A 20631-nucleotide genomic window follows, 5' to 3' on the forward strand; every position below is an offset into this window, starting at 1 on the left:
ATGCAAGCGTCAATATCAAATATATTTCTTTTTCAAGATAATGGGGAATTACGAACATTAAAATTCGATGAAGGATTAAATATTATTTCTGGTGATTCTAAAACAGGTAAAAGTGCAATTATTGAAATAATAGACTATTGTTTATTTGCAAGCAGATCAACTATACCAAAAGGAATTATAACAGACTGGACAGATATATATTGTATAATTCTTAAGATTAAAGAAAAACATCTGATTATAGGAAGAAGAAAAAGCAGTAATCAAATGTATTTTAGTGTTGAAATAAATTCGGAGTTTCTTATTGATTTCTCCATACAATATTTCAGCGACAAAAAACTAACCGATTTAGATGACGCTAAACGAGAATTTGAGAAACATATAGGAATTTCTGTTTTGGACACAAGAATTGACGAAGAAGAAGATAAAAGAAAATCAGGTGGGAAAGTAACAATGCGTAGTTTTGTGCCATTTTTATTTCAGCACCAAAACCTAATTGCAAATAAGCATAGTCTTTTTTATAGATTCGACGATTTTTATAAGAGAAAGAAAACCATTGATGATTATCCCATACTAATGGGGTGGGGAAATGCAGATTTTTTTGATTTACAGAGAACCCTTGAAAGCAAACAAAAAGAACTAAATCAAAGGAAAAAGTTAGATGAAAAATTAAAAATCAGTAACGGTCAGTTAAGAGAGGATCTTCATGGGATAGTATCACTTTATTATACATCAATAGGCAAAGAACTGTCTGAAGAGATTACTTTGCCTGATCTTAAAAAGCTTGTTAAAGATCTGCCTAATGCCAATGTTAATTCAGTGGGTGACCAGAATCTTAATGAGGAATTGAGAAAAGTGGATAATTTAATATTCCAAAAGAAGAAGGATTTAGATATTGTATTAGATTTGTTATCTACAATTAAATCTAATAATGATATTTCTAGAAACTATTCCCAAAATATTAATCGATTAAAATCCTTAGCGTCTATTGAGACCACTATTAGTGAAGTTCATTGTCCTCTTTGTGATCAAGAGGTAGATGCGATAACGGATCAAATTTCTGTGATTAAAGATTCTAATCAAATTTTAGAGGATGAATTTGAAAAAATAGGTACTTATGTAGTTGATACTTCATATCAAAATGCATCACTTCGAAAAGAAAGAGATACTCTGAAAAAAGAGTTGAAAGAGCTAAATGTTAAGGCTGAAAATTTAAACAAACAAGTTTTAAAGGAATTCAACACCAACAATGAATATGAAAGAAACTTATTATTAAAAGGTCGAACTGAAGCAAATGCTCAAAATCTCATTGAGAGGAACAAACTTTTGTCAAACAACTCAAATGATTACTCAGAACTAGAAGTAGAAATTGAAGATCTCAAAAATAAACTCGCAGGCTTCAACTTAAAAGCAGAGATACAAAAGGCACAAATAAAATTAAGCGAAAAGATGAGTGCAATTTGTGAATTGCTTGATTTTGAGGAGGAGTTTAAACCAGGAAGAATTCTTTTTGATTTGGAAAAGTTTAGCTTAACATACAATCTAAATAATAAAGAAAACATTCTTCTTTCAGAAATGGGAAGTGGTTCAAACTGGTTAGCTATTCATTTATCAGCATTTTTAGGTTTTTTATATCTGCATAGTACTACTACAACTTGTAAAATACCATCAATTTTAGTTTTGGATCAACCAAGTCAAGTGTATTTTCCTAAAATTTACAAACAATTGGATGAAGAAGTTGAAAATGAGCAAATGAAAGTAGATGATAACATTTTTCAAGTGAAAAATATATTCAAAGTACTATCTAATGAAATTGCTAATATTGATAAAGAATGTGGTTATAAACCACAAGTAATTGTTTTAGAACATGCTGATGAAGATGAATTTTCACAATTCATAAAATATCGATGGAGCAAAGATGGTGATAAACTAATTTAAACTCTTGCAAAAATTAAGATTGCCGTTAACAACTAGGTTTGAGAACTTGCTCAACTCAGCGCTAACTTTATTATGCGCTGACATTGTGAATATTGTCTAGAATTAAAAAAAACTCTTATAACAAAAGGGAGTTTGCTTACACAAACTCCCCGATGTCGAAATCCTCCAAATCACTTTTCCGCAAATCGGGAGAACTGAAATCCGTTCCAGCGGAGAGGCTCTTATCCAACAATTCTGCAATCTTCCGTGAAGCCCCCTCCATTGAGTTTTCGAGCAGACCGAACAATTCCGTTCCCTGTAATCGCTGAACTATATCCACCGCTTTCTGTTGAAGGGCAGGCTCTGGTGCATCTTGCTCCAACCATGCCCCCACGGTCGTCAGTTCATCAAAGGTAACCCCTGTAGCAAACTCATTGTCGCTGTCCTCAAACCCGTATTCATCCCATTCGTCTTCCTCATTTTCAAAATCGGACATACTCCCGAAATCTTCATCCGGCTCTCCCTCAATCTGCGGATTTTCCAATCCTAAACCTATCCCGTAGGTTTCTGTTCCAAAATTATCCACTATCCAGTCACGTTCGCCCGATTGTCTCTTTGTGGCATTCGGTGGCAAGGTGTGGCGTTCCACAGGCTTCGGAAACCCCATAATATCCGGCAGGTCTGAACTTTTCTTTTCCGGCTTTATTTTCCTGTGGACGTTCTTATGGATGACCACCTTATCTTTCAGCAAAAGGATGATGACGATGATAAGGCATATTACAATCAATGTTTCCATAGCTATAATATTGGCTTTTGCTTGTCGGCGTAGATAATCTTTATTTCGTCTCCGAACTCCTCAAAGTGGTGTTTCAGTACACTGTGCAGGTAATCGGTAAGCGTAATTTCTCCCTCTCCGAGCAGAAAGACAATACGGGATAATTTCTTATGAAAATCGGGGCTTATATAGACCGATTTTCCGCACCTTGCCACGACCCCTGTCGGTCTTAAAAATGCCGATTTGTAATGCGCTTTGCGCAATACCTTTTCCGGTTGTTTTTGCTGTGTCTTGTTCATAATCGAATACTTTAAAAAATGGGTTTAAACTTATCGTTGAAATCATCGGTGATGGCTTTTTCAAACTGTTCAAAATGATGTTCGAGAATATTATCCAAATAGGCATATAGGGGTATATTATCTTTCCCGATAACCTGCACGATACGGGAAAGCCGTTCGTGGTATTCCTGCCGGATGTAGATGCTCTTATCGCCACGACGTGTCATGGTATGGCTGTTGAGAAAACGCTCACCATAGCCTGTGCCGGAAGCCCTTTTTTGTCGGGTACGCTCTTTGGCTACGGGCTTTTCCGTAGCCGTTTCCTTTGTAGGCTCTGCGCTCGGCTCTTGGGGAGCTACCGCCTGTTGGGGCTTCTTTATTTCGCCTGCCATAATGGACATGAGATATGCCTCGTCAATCGGGGCATTCGGCTTTTTCTTGTTTTCGTTGTCCATAGCGGTTACAGGTTAACGGTTCTTAGAAATTCACTGATGAACAAATCCAAGCCAGAGGCTTTCATCAATCTTTTATCGGGAGGTAACAGCGTGGAGCGGAAGACGGTCTTTGCCGTTGCTTCACTTTCCTTGCGGAAACGCTTGCTGTCCGCAATGCGTGTTTCCATCGCTTGCAGTCCGACCTCCTTAATGACGTTGCCGTAGATTTCGTACAGGTGCGATTTTTCCCTGCCATCGACCATGTTCCAAAACAGCCGTATGGTTTCGATAGAAGTCTGCCCGTGTTTCATAAGGACGTTGGTCAGCACATTGGTAAAGCTCAATGTGCTTTCCATGACCACACGGTCTGCCGTGATGGGCGAAAAGATATGGTGCATACCTGCCAGTGTATTCAGCAAACCCGAAGTGTTCACCGTACCCGTCAAATCGAAAAAGACCATATCCACGGGAACAGCCGAAGACTGTATAAATGCTTCCGCATCCGTTAACGCATTGTCCGCCTTGCTTTGCAGTACCGGATAGGCTTTCTTATTGATGGTGGAAAATTGGCGATGCGCCAGTTTTTTCAGCACCTCGTTCTGCATGACCGCTTTCAAATCCCGTTCCCTCATTTGGCAGATGCTGTGTTGTGGATAGTCACAGTCAAAGACGGCTACGTTATACCCCATTTGGTAATGGAGTATGCTTGCCGTTACGGTTGTAAATGTACTTTTTCCAACGCCTCCCTTTTGGCTTGAAAAAGCAATGAATTTTGTCCTGTTTGTTGCTTCCATTTCTATTCTATTTTTAAGTTTCTATTTTCCGTGTACTGCCTGCCGTCCTGCATGGAACAGGGCTGTCATCCCTGCACACCGTCCGGCAGTCTTGATACAATTTCGTCTGTCGGACTTGCCCTCATTCGTTCAATCAGCCGTGCCGTCATTCCGGCTTCCATATAGGCAAGACCGATGGCTTGCCTGTCGTCCTGCCTGTTGGAATGGCTACGGGATAGCTTTCATGCCGTCCGGTCTGCCTGCCGTTTGGAATGCCGTCATGCGTTCCGGCTTTCCTGCGCTCTGTCATTCCGCCTTGTCATCGGGAGCGGATGCTTGCAAACAGGCTTGCGTGACTGATAGCGCAAAGAAGCAGGTTATTCCGATGCACTCTTTTAATGCGGTAGTCTGGGGCATTTGTTGGCAATGTTTGGTCGGGAGCGATAGGGTAATGCTTTGGAAAAGCTACCCTTACTTTGTAAGGACTTAAATGCAAAAGGTGGATGGAAAAATTATTAGGATATAGCATTAAAGGGTGGAACGGCTCAAAGCCGTTTTTTCTTTCGCTTTATCCAATCCGTATCCGCCGATAGGCGGACGGATTTTCTGTTCACCCGAACAGAGCAAGTTATGTTTTGAGGCACTCGAAACCCGTTTCGTGCCTCAAAACCACTTGCCCTTGCAGGGGGCTTGGTAAACACCCTCCGAAGTCGGGGTTTATGTTAATTAACTAAAGTTGAGCTCGCTGAAGCTCGGTTATTAATGGATTTAGATATGGAAGACAACAGAAGAAATCGAACAAACAGAGGTGGTCGCAAGCCTAAAGCAGACCCAAGCATCCACCGTTATGTATTTCGTCTTACGGACGAAGAAAATGCAAAGTTCCTTACGTTGTTCGAGCAATCGGGAATGAAAGTAATGGCACATTTCATTACAGCCTGCATCTTTCAGAAGCCAATCAAGACCGTAAAAATTGATATGGATGCAGTCGATTTTCATACGAGGCTAACCAATTTTTACAGCCAGTTTAGAGCGGTTGGCGTGAACTACAACCAAATCGTGAAGATACTTTACCGCAATTTCTCGGAGAAAAAGGCATCGGCTTACCTCTTTAAACTGGAAAAGCAGACGGCAGAAATGGCGGACTTGTGCCGCAAAGTGATTGAGCTAACACAGGAATTTGAAAAAGATCACCTGCAAAAACACGGATAGGATGATAGCGAAAAAAGAAGTCTTTAGGATAATTTTTATTATTTAAGCTTTTCCAAAACGATGGGGTCTACACTTTTATTTTCAACCGAACGGCTCAATTGGAGATTATGGCTATCCAAAAAATTAACAGTATATTCTACAGTAGAGTGGTTTAATATCATCAAATCTATCCCAAAAGCTCTTTTGTAGGTGTATTCAGAATAATTTACTCCTAATCTACCATCAGTAGCACCTGTAGTAATAGCACAGACACTATCGTTCATAAAACGAAGATTGACACCAAATTCCTCATTAGACATCTGCCATTCAGTCCCACTCAGATTTAATGCAGGGGAAGTGTCATCTGACTTTTCACAACTGGTAATAGAGGAAAACAATAAAACAACGATAAAAAAGGTAAAAAATCTGGTCATGATTATACGATTTTATTACAATAATAAGCTTTTTTTATCGAAGAGGAAAATTCGTGATATTTAATATAATCAAAAAGGAAAGAGATGATAGCAAAAATTGGAAAGGGTGAGAATTTATACGGGGCTATCTCCTATAACCAAAAGAAAATTGACAGTGAAAACGGGCAGGTTCTGTTACTGAATAGAATACCCGAAACGTTGGATAGTACCTATTCGACAAGCTACCTGTACCAGTGTTTTGAGCCGTATCTGTCCGCAAATATCAGAACAGAAAAGCCAGTGCGCCACATATCGCTGAACCCTGATCCTGCGGATAGGGTCAGCGATGGGCAGTTCGTGGAAATGGCGCAGGAGTATATGGAGCGTATGAGGTATGGCAAGCAACCCTATATCGTTTTCAAGCATACCGATATTGAGCGTACCCATATCCATATCGTAACGGTCTGTGTGGGTTTGGACGGGAAGAAACTACCGGACAGCTACGACCATCCACGTTCAATGGCAATCTGTCGGGATTTGGAACAAACGTATAATCTGATACCTGCCACGGAGAAACAGCGCACGGGAAACGAGCAGGTATTCCGTCCGGTGGATTACAGAGCCGGAGACGTTAAGAGCCAAATCGCTTCGGTGGTGCGACACCTGCCGAAGTATTACGGGTACGCAAGCCTCGGAGCATACAACGCCTTGCTTTCACTTTTCCATATTACCGCCGAGGAAGTCAAAGGGGAATTGCACGGACAGCCCAAAAATGGGCTTGTCTATTTTGCACTAAACGACCAGGGAGAAAAAGCGAGCAATCCTTTTAAGGCATCCCTTTTCGGCAAGCAGGCAGGACTGGACGAACTGCAAAACCAATTCGCAACAGCTAAGGAGAAAATGAAATCCGACCCTGTAAGAGCCGTCCTCAAAAGCACTATTGAAGTCGCAATGCACACCGCCATTAATGAAAACGATTTTAAAAAGCAATTATTGGAACAGGGTATCAATACCGTGGTACGGCGCAACGATGAGGGGCGTATATATGGTATGACTTTTATCGACCACGAAAGCCGTACCGTTTGTAACGGTTCAGCTTTGGGCAAAAACCTCTCGGCTAATGTCTTTAATGATTGGTGGAACGTGCAGGCAATCGGGCAACGCCAAGAAGCCGAAAAAACATCCACACAAAATCAGCCATCGACCACGAGCAACACCGTAGAGAAAGAGGAGGCCCATGCACTTTTTGACTTTCTGAATAAAGGACAGTCGAACGATGATTTGTTGATAGACGGATTGGGTGGGCTACTGCCGGAGGCACAGGGCGAAGACTACGAGGAACAGGAATTTGCCAACCGTATGAAGAAAAAGAAGAAACGCAACAGTCACCAGTTCAGAGCGAACTGACAGCTTCTAACTATTAAATGATTGATTATATATTTTTACTAAACTAATTTTTAATTCGTTAAATTCGTACCTATAAAAAATACAACTCATTGCAAAAAAACATGGCAGATTTAAAACTTCAAGAGAAGAATAAGATTGAAAAATTTCTGGATATGAGTTCAGGTTACGTTTCAAATTTTAGTGACAGAACGTTTAGAGAATTCATATCAGATGCTGTTGATTTAGATATTGATGATGAAAAGTATCACTACGCCTCCAACTCTAAAGCAAATCGACTAAGACAATTTATTAAAGTCGAAGAAGATTATACTGTGGGGAAACTGTTAAGCGAACTTCTGAGCCATCATTTAGAGTATTTAAAAGAAAGAAAAACAGGCTCTTGGTTTAATATGGAGGATGATGAATTTGACCTGAAAGAAGAACTTTATAAGGAATGTCAAAAAATAGCAGAGCGATTAAAGGGCAATATTGTAAATGATATTAATGCTATCAAACCAAACGTTGAGGATTTAGATTTCAAAAAACTATCAGAGTCTATAAAAGATAGTATTGATAAAAATTTGCCGGAAATTGCACTTGATAGATTACATACTTTCGTAATGAAATATATTAGAGAGCTATGTAAAAAACACAACATTTCATATTTACAAGATGAAGCATTACATAGCTTATTTGGTAAATATGTGAAATTTTTGATTATAAGTAATCATGTTGAATCTGAAATGTCCCAAAGAATATTGAGAACGTCCATTAGTAATCTTGATTCATTCAACGATATTAGGAACAACAGAAGTTTTGCCCACGACAACCCTATATTGAACTACGAGGAGAGTGTATTGATATTCAATAACATTTCAAGTACAATTAAGTTTATTGAAGCTATTGAAAATCGGGTTGACAATAATAAAGAAGTTCATAATACTGATTGGAAAGACTTAGAATTTTAAAAAACAGCTTAAACCTCGAATCACTCTATTTTGGTGATTAAAGCATGTCAAACTAAGCCACCAAAAGCCATCCGCCCCCCCTTTGTGTAAGTGCTTTTAAATAGCCTCTAAATTCCCTGCATCACTAAATTTTTTTGTTATGCAAGGAGAAGACGATTTGAGAGGATTAGCCAAAATCATGGCTTTTATGCGTGCCGTAAGTATTCTGTTGGTACTGATGCACTTTTACTGGTTCTGTTACGGGTTCTTTGCCGAACGGGGATGGACACTGGAAATTATCGGTAAGATATTGACCAATTTTAACCGTACCGCAGGGCTATTTGAACACACGCTTTACACCAAGATTTTTGCACTGGTATTATTGACGTTAAGCTGTCTTGGTAATAAGGGCGTAAAGGATGAAAAGATAACATGGGCTAAGATTTACACTGCCCTAGCCATTGGCTTTGTGCTGTTCTTTTTGAACACACCCTTATTGAAATTGTCGGCAGGGATTGCTACATCGCTTTATATCCTTACAACAGGCTTGGGATATATAGCTTTGCTCATGGCAGGGGTATGGATGAGCCGACTACTCCGCAACAATCTGATGGACGATGTTTTCAATAATGAAAACGAGAGTTTCCAACAGGAAACCCGTCTGATGGAAAATGAATACTCCGTCAATCTCCCTACGAAGTTTTATTATAAAGGCAAATGGAATGATGGTTGGGTTAATGTCGTCAATCCTTTTCGAGCCTCGATGGTACTTGGTACTCCCGGCTCCGGAAAATCCTACGCCATCGTAAACAACTACATCAAGCAACACATCGAAAAAGGATTTGCGATGTACATCTACGACTTCAAGTTTGACGACCTTTCAAGGATTGCCTACAACCATTTGCTGAAACATTCCGATAAATATAAGGTAAAGCCCAAATTTTATGTTATCAACTTCGATGACCCACGCCGAAGCCACCGATGCAATCCGCTCAACCCAAACTTTATGACGGATATATCCGATGCCTACGAAGCATCATATACCATCATGCTTAACCTCAACAAAACGTGGATAAGTAAGCAAGGGGATTTTTTCGTGGAAAGTCCTATTATATTGCTTGCTTCCATCATTTGGTATCTGAAAATCTATGAAAACGGAAAGTATTGTACTTTCCCACACGCTATTGAATTTCTGAACAAAAAATATGCGGACATATTCACGATATTAACCTCGTACCCCGAACTGGAAAACTACCTTTCAGCGTTCATGGATGCGTGGCAAGGCGGAGCGCAAGACCAGTTGCAGGGGCAGATAGCATCGGCGAAAATTCCATTGTCACGGATGATTTCGCCACAGCTTTATTGGGTAATGACGAGGGATGATTTTTCACTGGACATCAACAACCCCCAAGAGCCGAAGATACTTTGTGTCGGGAATAACCCCGACCCTCAAAATATCTATTCGTCCGCTTTAGGATTGTACAATTCGAGGATTGTAAAACTTATCAATAAGATAAGGACAGTTAAAGAGTTCCGTCATCATAGACGAGTTGCCTACGATATATTTCCGAGGACTGGACAATCTTATCGCAACAGCACGTAGCAATAAGGTATAGGTGTGCTTGGGATTTCAAGACTATTCGCAGTTAACACGGGATTACGGCGACAAGGAAAGCAAGGTCATCCAAAACACCGTTGGTAATATTTTTTCCGGTCAAGTTTTAGGGGAAACAGCAAAAAACCTAAGTGAGCGGTTTGGTAAGGTCTTGCAGAAACGCCAAAGCATTACGATAAATCGCAATGATAAATCCACATCTATATCCACCCAAATGGATAGCTTAATTCCTGCCTCCAAAATATCCATGCTCACACAGGGTATGTTTGTCGGAGCAGTAGCGGACAACTTCGATGAACGCATCGAACAGAAAATGTTTCATGCTGAAATTGTGTTGGATAATGAAAAAGTGGCTTCCGAAACGAAAGCTTATCAAAAAATCCCGCAGATTTTATCCTTTACGGATCAGCACGGGGAAGATAAAATGAAAGATGAAATTGAAGCGAACTATAAACAGATAAAACTAGATATTCTCAATATTGTAGAAAGCGAAATTGAACGCATCAATAACGATCCTGATTTGCAGCATTTGGTGAATCAGGTGTAAAACATATCTTCAAATATTTTGTCATTTTTAAAATTAATTGCGATGAGATAAAAAATGGGAGTTACAAAATGTCTTTGAAATTCTATTTAAATAGCCAAGATATTAAATTTTGGGTGGTGTTTTTATTACATGCATTTTACTGTACTGCTTAGGCTTAATACCTATATGCGAAAAAAAAACTTTAGAAAAATGACTTAAATTAGAGAAGCCTAATTTATATCCTACTTCGGAGACAGATAGGGCGCCCTCTTTTAAAAGCCGGCTAGCTTCTTTCATTCTAAACTCCTGATAATAACTAAAAATACTGTTACCAAAAATCTGCTTAAATAAATTTTTTAATTTGGTGGGGCTCATACTTGCAGCTAAGGCTAGCTCTTTAATTAAGGGCGGCTTGTCCAGGCTTTCGAGCATTTGTTTCTTAACCTGATATATGCGTTCAATATCATTGGCATTTAAAGTATAAATTTGCTTCATATCCCGTTTTTCTAGTTCCATCAACAAGCGGCAAACGAGTTCTTCGGCCTTTAACCTCAGAAAAAATAGTTTAAAAATTTGGTTGCTGGAATCAGACACAATTTCATCCACAATTTTCTGTAAAGAAGGAAAAATCATTTGTTCGAATAATAAAGGCTGTGTATTTTCCAGCAAATTTTGCAATAGATGCGATTGATCAGGAAGTTCAAATAACCCCCTCAAATATCCTGCATCTACTTCTATATTAATGGTGGCTGTATTGGTATGCACGGGAATAGTAATATCTGTGTTGAGACTTCTCGTAGCAATTAAAACCGAAGGTGTTGTCATGGAGGGTATATCTTCTGGCAAGCTTTCGGTGTCCGGAAAAATATTTTGAAATTTAAATAAGATTACCCTTGCCGTTTCATTAATATCCGGATTTTCAATGACCATATTTTCATGGAGTTTATAGTTAAAAATCAACATTCGGATATGTTCATTAAACACGTAGCCCCAACAATAGCCCTTGCCAAATTTTTCAGGAATTTCTAACTTCCAGTTATTCATCTTTGTACCCAACAACTGGGCAAAACTCTTTAATACCTTTGGTTCTGTATGTTTTATACTGTTCATGAAAGTCTTTTACAGCTATTTCTATGTCTATTATGATTATTTTATCTCTAATATACTTAATAATTTTGTATAGTCATTAAAGAACATAAAATCATGTTACTAGAAAATAAACAAGTTGCCATTATTGGCGCCGGCCCTGGAGGTTTAACTTTAGCAAGACTTTTACAAATTAAAGGTGTGAATGTCAAAGTATACGAAAGAGATGTAAACAAGGATGCTCGGGTTCAGGGTTCCCCACTCGACATGCATGAAAATTCGGGATGGCAAGCTATCCGTAAGGCTGATTTAGTAGAAGCCTTTACAAAGAATGTTCGTCAGAATGCTGATAAAAAAATTATTATTAATGAAAAAGCAGAGATAATCTATAGTGACCACAATCATATCATGATTAAAGGTTCTGAACCAGAAGTGTCTCGACCTGAAATAGATCGTGGTGCGTTACGAAGAATATTTTTAGACTCTTTAGCGCCAGAAACAGTTGTTTGGGATAGTCATTTTATATCAATGGAAAAACAAAACGAAGGCTGGTTATTAAATCTAAAAAATGGTGCATCTGTCTATGCAGATCTGGTTGTGGGAGCAGATGGTGCTAATTCAAAGATCCGCCCGTATATTACTGATATTAAGGCTTTTTATTCGGGTATTACAATGCTTGAAATCAATATCCAAAATGCTAAAGAAGTAACGCCACATATTTATAAATTGCTTAACGGTGGCAAAGTAATGGCTTTCGGAGACGGAAAGAATGTTCTTGGAGGTCAGAAGTTTATTGGGGGTCTGGGTTTTTATATAAGTTTTAAACAAGATGAAAATTGGGTTGCAAATAGCAGTTTGGATTTTTATAATAAAGCACAATTACTGGAATGGTTCAAAAAAGAGTATAGTGACTGGAGCAGTATCTGGTACGGTATTTTTGAACATATGGAAATACCAGCTATTCCACGTCCAATTTACTGTATGCCCTTAGATCAAACCTGGGAATCAAAGCCTGACGTTACATTATTGGGAGATGCTGCGCACGTAATGCCTCCTTTTGCCGGAGAAGGTGCAAACACTTCTATGTTTGATGCTTTGGAATTAAACGAATTTTTAACATCAGGTCAATTCGACACTTTGCGGGAAGCCATTTCTACCTATGAATTCAATATGCGTAAAAGAGCATCAGCGGCAGCAAAACAGTCACTGGAAAACGGAGAACACATGCACTCGGCAGGTGCAATGGAGAAAATGTTACATGCTTTTGGAATAAAGTAACTATCACATCAGATGAAATCAAAAAAGCAATTATGGGTCATAATAGGAATTGTAGCAATGAATTCTATCGGCCTGTCTATAATTCTGCCGTTGCTCCCTTTTATAGTTGGCCAATATCTTTCTCCTGAAAAAGTTGTTATTGGCATGAGTGCGCTTGTATCTGTATTTGCGGCCTGTACATTTTTTGCAGCCCCGATTTTAGGGGTATTAAGTGACCGGTATGGACGAAAAATAGTTTTAACAATCAGCTTATTAGGTTCAGTTGTCGGATATATTTTGTTTGGTATAGGCGGGGCATTGTGGATTCTTTTTCTTGGACGTATTATTGACGGGATTACGGCAGGGAATATTAGTGCATTATTTGCTTATATTTCAGACAGTACTGAACCCAAAGAACGGGTTAGATGGTATGCCTATATAGGTTCTGCTATGGGGATTGGAAAACTGGGTGGCCCGGCATTAGGCGGGCTGCTGGGAAGCATTGATTTGGCATTTCCGTTTTATGTTACTGCAGCACTCATACTCATTTCATGCCTAGCAGTTTATTTTTTTCTACCGGAATCCCTTGCTCCGGAAAAGAGAACTAAACGAATTTCTCTTAACAGTTTTAATACGTTTTCGCATTTTAAAAATATATTCAGTTTAAAAGCGGTTAAAATATTGCTATTAGTAGGTATATTATTTTATGCAGGCTTAGGTATTTTCCAGTTCAATTTTATTCTTTTTCTTAAGGATGTTTATAAATGGGGACCTGAATTTATTGGAGTTATACTAACGATAGTCGGGGTCTGTGATATAATTACTCGCGCAATAATATTGCCTTGGCTACTGAAACGTTTCAGCGATAAAAATATTGGAATAACAGGTTTAATTATTCTTGGTTTAGGTCTAGGATTAATTATAGTCAGCACATTCATATCTTCGGTAACTATCATTTCATTTGCCCTTATCTGTATTATTTGCGGATCAGGTTTATTCGAACCAATATACAACGGAAAATTGTCACAGTCTGTTGACGAAAATAAACAAGGTGAAGTGCAAGGTATAAATCAAAGCCTCCAATCGGCAAATAATGTACTTATTCCGTTATTGGCTGGTGCAATCTATTTTTACAGTCCCGCCATGTTATACTTAGCAGCAACATTAGTTGTATTGGTAACACTTAGACTATATACAAAGCGTACCTGAAGTAAATCAAAATCAATGCTGCTCATTACATGATATCTATCTACTAATTTTTCATTTGCATATGCACGGAGTTAAGTGTAAGGCCTCCTTCTTTTAACAGTATCCCATAGTTATGGTAGCGGTGTTGAAAATTTGTGACGTCGTTACTGTCCCATTATTTTATAAAGAAAATTCAACTTATTTAACTTTTAGATTTTTGTGACGCTCTCCCCACTTTTCCATTTGGCGGATAATCGGTTTTAATTCATAACCTATTTCAGTGAGTTCATACTCTACTTTCGGAGGAACTTCTGCATAAACGGTCCTTGTAATAACATGATGTTCTTCAAGTTTTCGTAATTGTAAAGTGAGCATACGTTCAGTAATATTTGGTATAGATTTTTTTAATTCACCAAAACGCATTTTTCCATTTAATAGCCAAGAACAAATAACCAATGACCACTGTCCACCAATAATGTTTGCTGCATATGCTTCAGAACATTCATCTGCCAAAACCTTTTTATTTTCAAAATTAGTGGATGTTTCCTTTATTTTTCCCATTACTTACCTTTTTTATAGTACCATACAATTAGGCGCCAATATACGAAATTGCATAAGTCTATTTTACATTTGTACTGTTATTAATAAAGATTATCAGATGAAGAATAAAAATTTAAAAGAAAATAAAGAATACCCAATTATGGAAAAACAGTTAAGCATCAATGGGCATTCATTTCGGATAATAGAGCAAGGAAAAGGGCGAGTGGTGCTATTTTGTCATGGATTTCCAGACATCGCAGAAACATGGAAAAATCAAATGAATAGTCTTGCCAATGCTGGGTATCGAACGATAGCCTTGGACATGCGTGGATTTGGAGGTAGCTATGCACCTTCGGATTACAAGTTTTATAGTGCCAAGCATATTGTTGACGATTTGATAAATATGTTGAATATTCTAAATATTGAAACGGCGGCTTTGGTAGGACACGATTGGGGTGCAGATCATGCACAAAAGGCGATGCTAATGCGACCTGATCGGTTCAAGGCATTGGTTAGTTTAAGTATTCCTTTTGCACCTAGGGGAGATATGAGTTATTGGAACTTTTTGCGTAAGAATGGATTTGAAAATAAATATTATGCCTTCGAAATGATGGGAAACCATTTAGAAAAAGATTATCTACCTGTTGAAAAAACGCTCAAAAATATTCTTTATTGGCTTTCTGGAAGTCCAATAAATGGTACAGGTTGGGATCCTGTTGATGCAAAAAGAAATATGTTTCGGTCTTCTCCTGTAGATATTCCAGAATGGACAACTAATGAGTATGTAAAAAAAACAATTAGCTGGTTTGAAAAAACAGGTTTCCAAACGGGAATAAATCATTATAGAGGGATGCAAACCACATTTGATGAAATGCCTGAACTAAAAAATAAACTAATCACACAACCGAGTCTTTATATCTGGGGAAAAAAAGATGGATTATGTCGATTTTTTCATCCTGAAATTCCAACACTTGAAGATCTTCAAAAAGTTCATCCCGGATTGATTAAACAAGTGGTATTGGATAACGTTGGACATTGGCCACAACATGAAGCTGCAAAAATTGTAAGTAGTGAAATTATAGCTTTTTTACAACAAATAAATTATTAAATAATTTTAAAAACTTGATATGGATCGATTATTTAGTATTATTTCAGCATTTATGCTGATCTCTTCCGTACATGCACAAACAAGAAATAATCAATTAAAAAAACAAACAAGAATGAGCAATAAAACCATATTACAAAATGCTAATGCAGCAGTAGCAAAAGGGGATTACGAAAGTTTTTTAGCTTACTGTACAGAAGATACCAAATGGGTTTTTGTAGGCGATCAGACACTCAACGGAAAATATAAAGTTCGAGAATATATGAGCGAAGTTTATTTAGAGCCACCTGTATTCAATATCGAAACGATAACCGAAGAAGGAGACTTTGTAACTGTAACAGGCGAAATCAGTTTAAAAAATAAGACCGGAAACTACGACCATTACACTTATTGCGATAATTGGCGATTCAAAAATGGAAAAATGGAAGAATTGAAGGCATTTGTTATAAAGAAGAAAAGTATCTCAAATGACCACCCTTCGTTAAATCAAACTGCTACTACTCCTTTGGAACATGCTATATACAAAAATGATTTGGCTACAGTTAAATCGCTTTTAGAAAATGGCTTAGACGTAGATTTACCAAATTCTAAAGGGCTTACACCATTGATGCTAGCTTCTGGTTTTGGACATACTGAATTGGTTGAGCTATTGATTTCTAAGGGGGCAAATGTTTTAGCGATTGATCCAAATATGGGGGCTACAGCTCTGCACAAAGCTGCCCAATCGGGAAATACATTCATTATACAGCTATTATTGGACAAGGGAGCTTTCATCGATTTACAAAGTCCTATCATTGGAAATTCGGCTTTAATGGATGCAATACTTTACAAACAGCAGGATGCAGTTAAAATACTTTTAGAAAATGGGGCAAGAATTGAACTTAGAAATAATTTTCATGAATCTGCTTTGGATATTGCTAAACATATAGGTATACCTTCGATGATTAATATAATTAAAAAACACAATCATACTCTTAAAAAAGCAATCCAATCTCAAACTTTGATTAAAGCCATAAAAGGTAATGACGTTAACACTGTAAAAAATCTTATTGATTGTGGAATAAATGTAAATGAACGCATACCAAAACTGGGGAATTACGATGATGATTACACGCCACTTGGTATCGCAGCAAGAGATGGTCATGTTGAGATTGTTCTCTTATTGTTAAATGCAGGTGCTGATGTCCAATTACTCAACGGACTAATGGGGGCTACCGCCGCACATGAAGCGGCATATGCAGGCCATCCTAAAGTAATTGATGCATTAACACAGAAAAAAGAGGAAAAATTAAAAAAAGGGTTGGATATCAACATGCAAGGGTTATACAATGGAATGACCGCCCTTCATGATGCTGTTTGGCAAAACAACTTGGAAGCAGTAAAATGTTTGGTCAATGTGGGAGCAGATTTAAATTTAACTTCACATTCTGGACTTACCCCACTAGAACTTGCGCAACTATATCATTACGAAGAAATAATCTCTTTATTAAAACAAGCTGAAAAGAAATAAGATGGACTAGAAACACTTTCTTATTTGTTACACCAATTTTTGGAATTGCTACTGTCGTAATTGTCATTGTTCAACTGGCTCGTGAAAGGAAAAAGAATTTGCAATCTTAAAACGATATAAGCACCTTGAACTCGAGAAAACTAATGCCCATCGCCTGCATATAGTAAGACGCAATTACACCAAATCATTTAACGGTTTCAAGACCAAAATTTTAACAAAGATTACAGCGTTGACCGTCATTCAATACATCAATAAGAATATATTCAACAGAATTGAAGCGAACTATAAACAGATAAAACTAGATATTCTCAATATTGTAGAAAGCGAAATAGAACGCATCAATAATGATTCTGAGTTACAGCATCTGGTACAATAGCGATGACTATACATCAATATATCATTCACTAGATCGAGAAGATGGTATAAAAGAAACGAGCTAAAAAACAAAGTGAATTTGGGCTATTTAACAAAGCTCTTCGTATCAAAACCATATAACTTTGTGGTATAAAATAATCATGATATGAAGCAGATAAATGAACACTTTATCAATGGGATTTTTGTAAAATCCATCGGCACTGAGATCCAGGACCTATATAATCCCTCAACGGCGCAACTAATCGGAACTGTTCAATTAGGTAATAAAAACGATGTAGATGCCGCCATTGCAGCCGCTAAAACTGCATTTTTAAGTTTTTCTAGGACATCTTTAAAGGAAAGGGCGGAAATACTTGACAGGCTATATAACAGCGTTATTGAGAAGGAAAAAGAACTTAATGATTTAGCAATTTTGGAGTATGGATCGCCTATAACCGCTACAATGGGACGAACCAAAGCGGCAGCACACGCATTTCTTACTGCAAAGGAGGCAATGTTTGAATTAGAGTTTATCAAAGAATACGGAAATTCAATGATTGTAAAAGAGCCTTTGGGTATTGTTGGTGCAATTACCCCCTGGAATGCTGATTATAACCATATTTGCGCAAAGATAGCCCCCGCCATTGCAGCCGGTTGTACTATTGTTGTAAAACCCAGTGAATTTAGTGCATTACAAACCCAATTACTTTCAGAATGTTTCCTAAATGCCGATATACCATCAGGCATCATAAATATTGTAAATGGAACGGGAGCTGTTGCAGGCGTTACCTTGGTAAACCATCCCGATATCTCGATGATTTCGTTCACCGGCTCTACTTCCACTGGTAAGATTATTGGAAAGCAAGCTATGGATACGATGAAAAGAGTAACATTAGAGTTAGGTGGCAAATCGCCAAATATCCTTTTAGATGATTGTGATTTGTCCAAGGCAATTCCACTAGCACTACAAATAGCTTTTAGCAATAGTGGTCAGGCTTGCCATGCAGGTACTAGGTTAATCGTCCCACGAAGTAAAATGGACGAAATAAGGCCCCTATTAGTTCAAGAAGTAAATAACTTAAAAATTGGAAAATTATACGATACTGATTCCGTTATAGGGCCGATGGTTAATGCCCCTCAATTTGATAAAGTTCAATCATATATCCGCAAAGGTGTGGAAGAAGGTGCAGAATTGCTAGTGGGGGGATTAGGCAACCCTGACGGATTAGGGGGATGGTATGTAAAACCAACTGTATTTGTCAACGTGTCTTCTGATATGTCAATTGCCAAAGAGGAAATATTTGGTCCTGTACTGTCAGTGATTGCCTATGACACAGAAGAAGAAGCGATTGCTATAGCAAATGATACTGTTTATGGACTGTCTGGATATATCAGTTCTGATAATTTAGAAAGAGCAAAAAAGGTAGCTTCGAAAATGTTTTCAGGAAGAGTAATCATAAATAAGGCAGTTAATACCGAACTTAAATCTCCATTTGGTGGTTTTAAGGAATCAGGAATTGGCAGAACAGGTTGGGTTTATGGGATAGAATTCCATTTAGAGCCCAAAGTGATCGCGTTTTAATTTTCTAAAAACTTTATCGTATGAACGAGAAAACCAAAGCAGCTTTGCTAATGCTTTTGTATTGTATTGCAGCAGCTTCAAACGTGATATTTCTTAGCCAAATTTTAAAATCTTTTAACCCTCAATCACTACTATTTTTCAGGTGGTTGATTGTATTGGTTATTCTTGTACCTATAGTTATAAAAAAAGAAGGGATAAATTTTCCGACAGGTAAAAACCTGATACTACTGATAATAATGGGGATAACGTCAGTAGTATTAGGCAACCTATTTGCGTTTAAAGCATACGAAACAACCTCAACCATAAACATTGGTTTTATAGGCGCATTGGCTACATCAATAACAGCTATTTTATCTGGTATCTTTCTGAAAGAAAAATTTACCCTATATAAGGTGATTGGCGTTTTGTTGGCATTTATAGGAGTGATAGTAACATTAGTGGGTAGTGATATGAATATTCTCTTGGATTTCAATTTGAAAAAAGGCGATATATTTATATTCCTATCCACATTTGTAAACTGTGTATATTCAATTCTCGGAAAAAAAGTTAGCCACTCCGGAAGTCCTACTTCGATAGTAATGTATTCTACCTTATTTGGATGGCTATGTTTTATACCAATAGGTATTTCTGACGTTCATATTCCTAATGATATAAGCATAAAGCTGGTATTGTTTGTGTTATACACATCCATTGTTGCAACGTTGCTTACTAGATGGATTTTTATGAAAAGTATAAAGTACTTAACTGCATCTGAAGCCGCAATAATGACTAATAACCAACCTATCCTCACAGCTTTGTTCTCTTTCTTATTTTTAGGAGTATCAATAGGCTATCAACATTTTATCGGTTGGCTGATAATTACGTTGGGCGTGTTATTCTTTTATAAAATCATTAAATTGCCTATAAAAAACAAGAAGAATGTTACCAATTGAAGATAGACCCAGAATAATGTCTTCCTGTTATATTAGCAGGTCGGTAAACGGAGAAAACTTTATCCCCGAACATGCCTTTGCATTTCAAATTTCAGGCTCGTTAAAAGTTTATGATGGACGTACAGAAGAAGTCTTTAATCAAGGTTCTTTCAGGTTTAGCGTTAGAAACAAGTTAGCAAAGTATGTAAAAAACACATCATCAAATGGAGAGTACAAATCGCTATCAATTGCTTTCGACCAAGAAACCTTGATAAAGCTTGCCCAAAAATATAATTTCCAGGCGGTAGGGAAAGCAGATATGCCACCAGTAATTGAATTGAAAAATGATAAGCTTTTTGTCAATTTCGTAAAATCTTTAGAACCGTATTTTCCTTTTTCAGCGGATAGAAACGACCCACTTGTACAACTTAAATTAGAAGAGGTACTATTGATTATATTAAAAGTGCATCCGGAGTTAAAAAATATTTTGTTTGATTTTTCAGAACCAGGAAAAATAGATTTGAAGGCATTTATGGAACATAACTATCTGTTCAATTTAAAAATTCCTCGTTTTGCTTACCTCACAGGACGAAGTCTTTCAGGATTTAAAAGAGATTTTGAAAAAGTGTATGAAGTTGCACCTTCTAAATGGCTGTTACAAAAAAGATTGAACGAAGCCTATTTCTTAATTAAAGAAAAAAAAAAGAAATCATCAGAGGTTTATCTTGATGTAGGTTTTGAAAACTTATCACATTTTTCTTACGTCTTTAAGAAACAATTTGGTATTCCCCCTTCTGCATTAAGACAAGAGTAATAAGTTCAATATTAGTTTACAGGTTAAATATT

The 20631-nt window shown here is 37.5% G+C and carries 18 protein-coding genes and 2 pseudogenes; 13 read left to right on the forward strand and 7 right to left on the reverse strand.

Annotated elements, in window-relative coordinates; all coding sequences use genetic code 11:
- Nucleotides 1-1935, forward strand: a complete 1935-nt coding sequence (locus ACL9RF_RS02250; RefSeq protein ID WP_422798967.1) for a DUF3732 domain-containing protein — start codon at nt 1-3, stop codon at nt 1933-1935.
- Between the two features lie 136 nt (nt 1936-2071).
- Here ACL9RF_RS02250 and ACL9RF_RS02255 read toward each other — a convergent pair whose 3' ends face one another.
- From ACL9RF_RS02255 to ACL9RF_RS02270, 4 genes are read right to left on the reverse strand one after another with little or no spacing between them, the layout of a single operon-like run.
- Nucleotides 2072-2710: a conjugal transfer protein TraD gene (locus tag ACL9RF_RS02255; RefSeq protein ID WP_422798968.1), complete on the reverse strand. Its 639-nt coding sequence runs from the start codon at nt 2708-2710 to the stop codon at nt 2072-2074.
- A 2-nt stretch (nt 2711-2712) separates the two neighbouring features.
- Nucleotides 2713-2988, reverse strand: coding sequence for a DUF3408 domain-containing protein (locus ACL9RF_RS02260; RefSeq protein ID WP_045756031.1), 276 nt, complete (start codon nt 2986-2988; stop codon nt 2713-2715).
- Nucleotides 2989-2999: 11 nt separating this feature from the next.
- Nucleotides 3000-3422: a DUF3408 domain-containing protein gene (locus ACL9RF_RS02265; protein ID WP_422798969.1), complete on the reverse strand. Its 423-nt coding sequence runs from the start codon at nt 3420-3422 to the stop codon at nt 3000-3002.
- A 5-nt stretch (nt 3423-3427) separates the two neighbouring features.
- Nucleotides 3428-4195 carry a ParA family protein gene (locus ACL9RF_RS02270; protein ID WP_422798970.1) on the reverse strand — a complete coding sequence of 256 codons (768 nt, stop codon included), beginning with the start codon at nt 4193-4195 and terminating at the stop codon, nt 3428-3430.
- Nucleotides 4196-4948: 753 nt separating this feature from the next.
- Between ACL9RF_RS02270 and mobA the strand changes: the two genes are divergently transcribed.
- Nucleotides 4949-5386, forward strand: coding sequence for a conjugal transfer protein MobA (mobA, locus tag ACL9RF_RS02275; protein WP_422798971.1), 438 nt, complete (start codon nt 4949-4951; stop codon nt 5384-5386).
- A 38-nt stretch (nt 5387-5424) separates the two neighbouring features.
- On the opposite strand, the gene ACL9RF_RS02280 is transcribed toward mobA, so the two are convergent.
- Nucleotides 5425-5799 (reverse strand): hypothetical protein, encoded by a 375-nt coding sequence (locus tag ACL9RF_RS02280; RefSeq protein ID WP_422798972.1) that lies wholly within the window; start codon nt 5797-5799, stop codon nt 5425-5427.
- Between the two features lie 84 nt (nt 5800-5883).
- On the opposite strand from ACL9RF_RS02280, the gene mobB reads away from it, so the two are divergent.
- The 3 genes and pseudogenes from mobB to mobC all read left to right on the forward strand — a co-directional run bounded on the left by mobB (nt 5884) and on the right by mobC (nt 10273).
- A complete protein-coding gene (gene mobB / locus ACL9RF_RS02285) occupies nt 5884-7185 on the forward strand; it encodes a conjugal transfer protein MobB (RefSeq protein WP_422798973.1) in 1302 nt (433 codons plus the stop codon).
- A 101-nt stretch (nt 7186-7286) separates the two neighbouring features.
- Nucleotides 7287-8132 carry an abortive infection family protein gene (locus ACL9RF_RS02290; RefSeq protein ID WP_422798974.1) on the forward strand — a complete coding sequence of 282 codons (846 nt, stop codon included), beginning with the start codon at nt 7287-7289 and terminating at the stop codon, nt 8130-8132.
- A gap of 139 nt (nt 8133-8271) precedes the next feature.
- Nucleotides 8272-10273 (forward strand): annotated as a pseudogene (mobC, locus tag ACL9RF_RS02295) (conjugal transfer protein MobC).
- A 102-nt stretch (nt 10274-10375) separates the two neighbouring features.
- Here mobC and ACL9RF_RS02300 read toward each other — a convergent pair.
- Nucleotides 10376-11362, reverse strand: a complete 987-nt coding sequence (locus ACL9RF_RS02300; protein ID WP_422798975.1) for a helix-turn-helix domain-containing protein — start codon at nt 11360-11362, stop codon at nt 10376-10378.
- Between the two features lie 93 nt (nt 11363-11455).
- Here ACL9RF_RS02300 and ACL9RF_RS02305 point away from each other — a divergent pair, with 93 nt between their 5' ends.
- Together ACL9RF_RS02305 and ACL9RF_RS02310 are read left to right on the forward strand one after the other, a co-directional pair.
- Entirely contained in the window at nt 11456-12616 is a 1161-nt protein-coding gene (locus ACL9RF_RS02305) for an FAD-dependent oxidoreductase (protein WP_422798976.1), read from the forward strand.
- 12 nt (nt 12617-12628) lie between these two features.
- Entirely contained in the window at nt 12629-13804 is a 1176-nt protein-coding gene (locus tag ACL9RF_RS02310; protein ID WP_422798977.1) for an MFS transporter, read from the forward strand.
- A gap of 177 nt (nt 13805-13981) precedes the next feature.
- On the opposite strand, the gene ACL9RF_RS02315 is transcribed toward ACL9RF_RS02310, so the two are convergent.
- Nucleotides 13982-14344, reverse strand: coding sequence for a winged helix-turn-helix transcriptional regulator (locus ACL9RF_RS02315; RefSeq protein ID WP_422798978.1), 363 nt, complete (start codon nt 14342-14344; stop codon nt 13982-13984).
- A 97-nt stretch (nt 14345-14441) separates the two neighbouring features.
- On the opposite strand from ACL9RF_RS02315, the gene ACL9RF_RS02320 reads away from it, so the two are divergent.
- The 6 genes and pseudogenes from ACL9RF_RS02320 to ACL9RF_RS02345 all read left to right on the forward strand — a co-directional run bounded on the left by ACL9RF_RS02320 (nt 14442) and on the right by ACL9RF_RS02345 (nt 20599).
- Nucleotides 14442-15431, forward strand: a complete 990-nt coding sequence (locus ACL9RF_RS02320; protein ID WP_422798979.1) for an alpha/beta fold hydrolase — start codon at nt 14442-14444, stop codon at nt 15429-15431.
- A gap of 19 nt (nt 15432-15450) precedes the next feature.
- On the forward strand, nt 15451-16938 hold the full coding sequence (locus ACL9RF_RS02325; protein WP_422798980.1) for an ankyrin repeat domain-containing protein: 1488 nt from the start codon (nt 15451-15453) through the stop codon (nt 16936-16938).
- A gap of 163 nt (nt 16939-17101) precedes the next feature.
- Nucleotides 17102-17209 (forward strand): annotated as a pseudogene (locus ACL9RF_RS02330) (IS982 family transposase); the annotation flags it as partial.
- A 249-nt stretch (nt 17210-17458) separates the two neighbouring features.
- Nucleotides 17459-18874 carry an aldehyde dehydrogenase family protein gene (locus tag ACL9RF_RS02335; protein ID WP_422798981.1) on the forward strand — a complete coding sequence of 472 codons (1416 nt, stop codon included), beginning with the start codon at nt 17459-17461 and terminating at the stop codon, nt 18872-18874.
- 20 nt (nt 18875-18894) lie between these two features.
- Nucleotides 18895-19806, forward strand: a complete 912-nt coding sequence (locus ACL9RF_RS02340) for a DMT family transporter (RefSeq protein WP_422798982.1) — start codon at nt 18895-18897, stop codon at nt 19804-19806.
- Nucleotides 19793-20599: a helix-turn-helix domain-containing protein gene (locus ACL9RF_RS02345; RefSeq protein WP_422798983.1), complete on the forward strand. Its 807-nt coding sequence runs from the start codon at nt 19793-19795 to the stop codon at nt 20597-20599. The genes ACL9RF_RS02340 and ACL9RF_RS02345 overlap by 14 nt, the downstream gene beginning before the upstream one ends.
- Nucleotides 20600-20631 lie beyond the last annotated feature (32 nt).

The sequence above is a fragment of the Sphingobacterium sp. Mn56C genome, assembly GCF_049319645.1.
Taxonomy (GTDB): domain Bacteria; phylum Bacteroidota; class Bacteroidia; order Sphingobacteriales; family Sphingobacteriaceae; genus Sphingobacterium.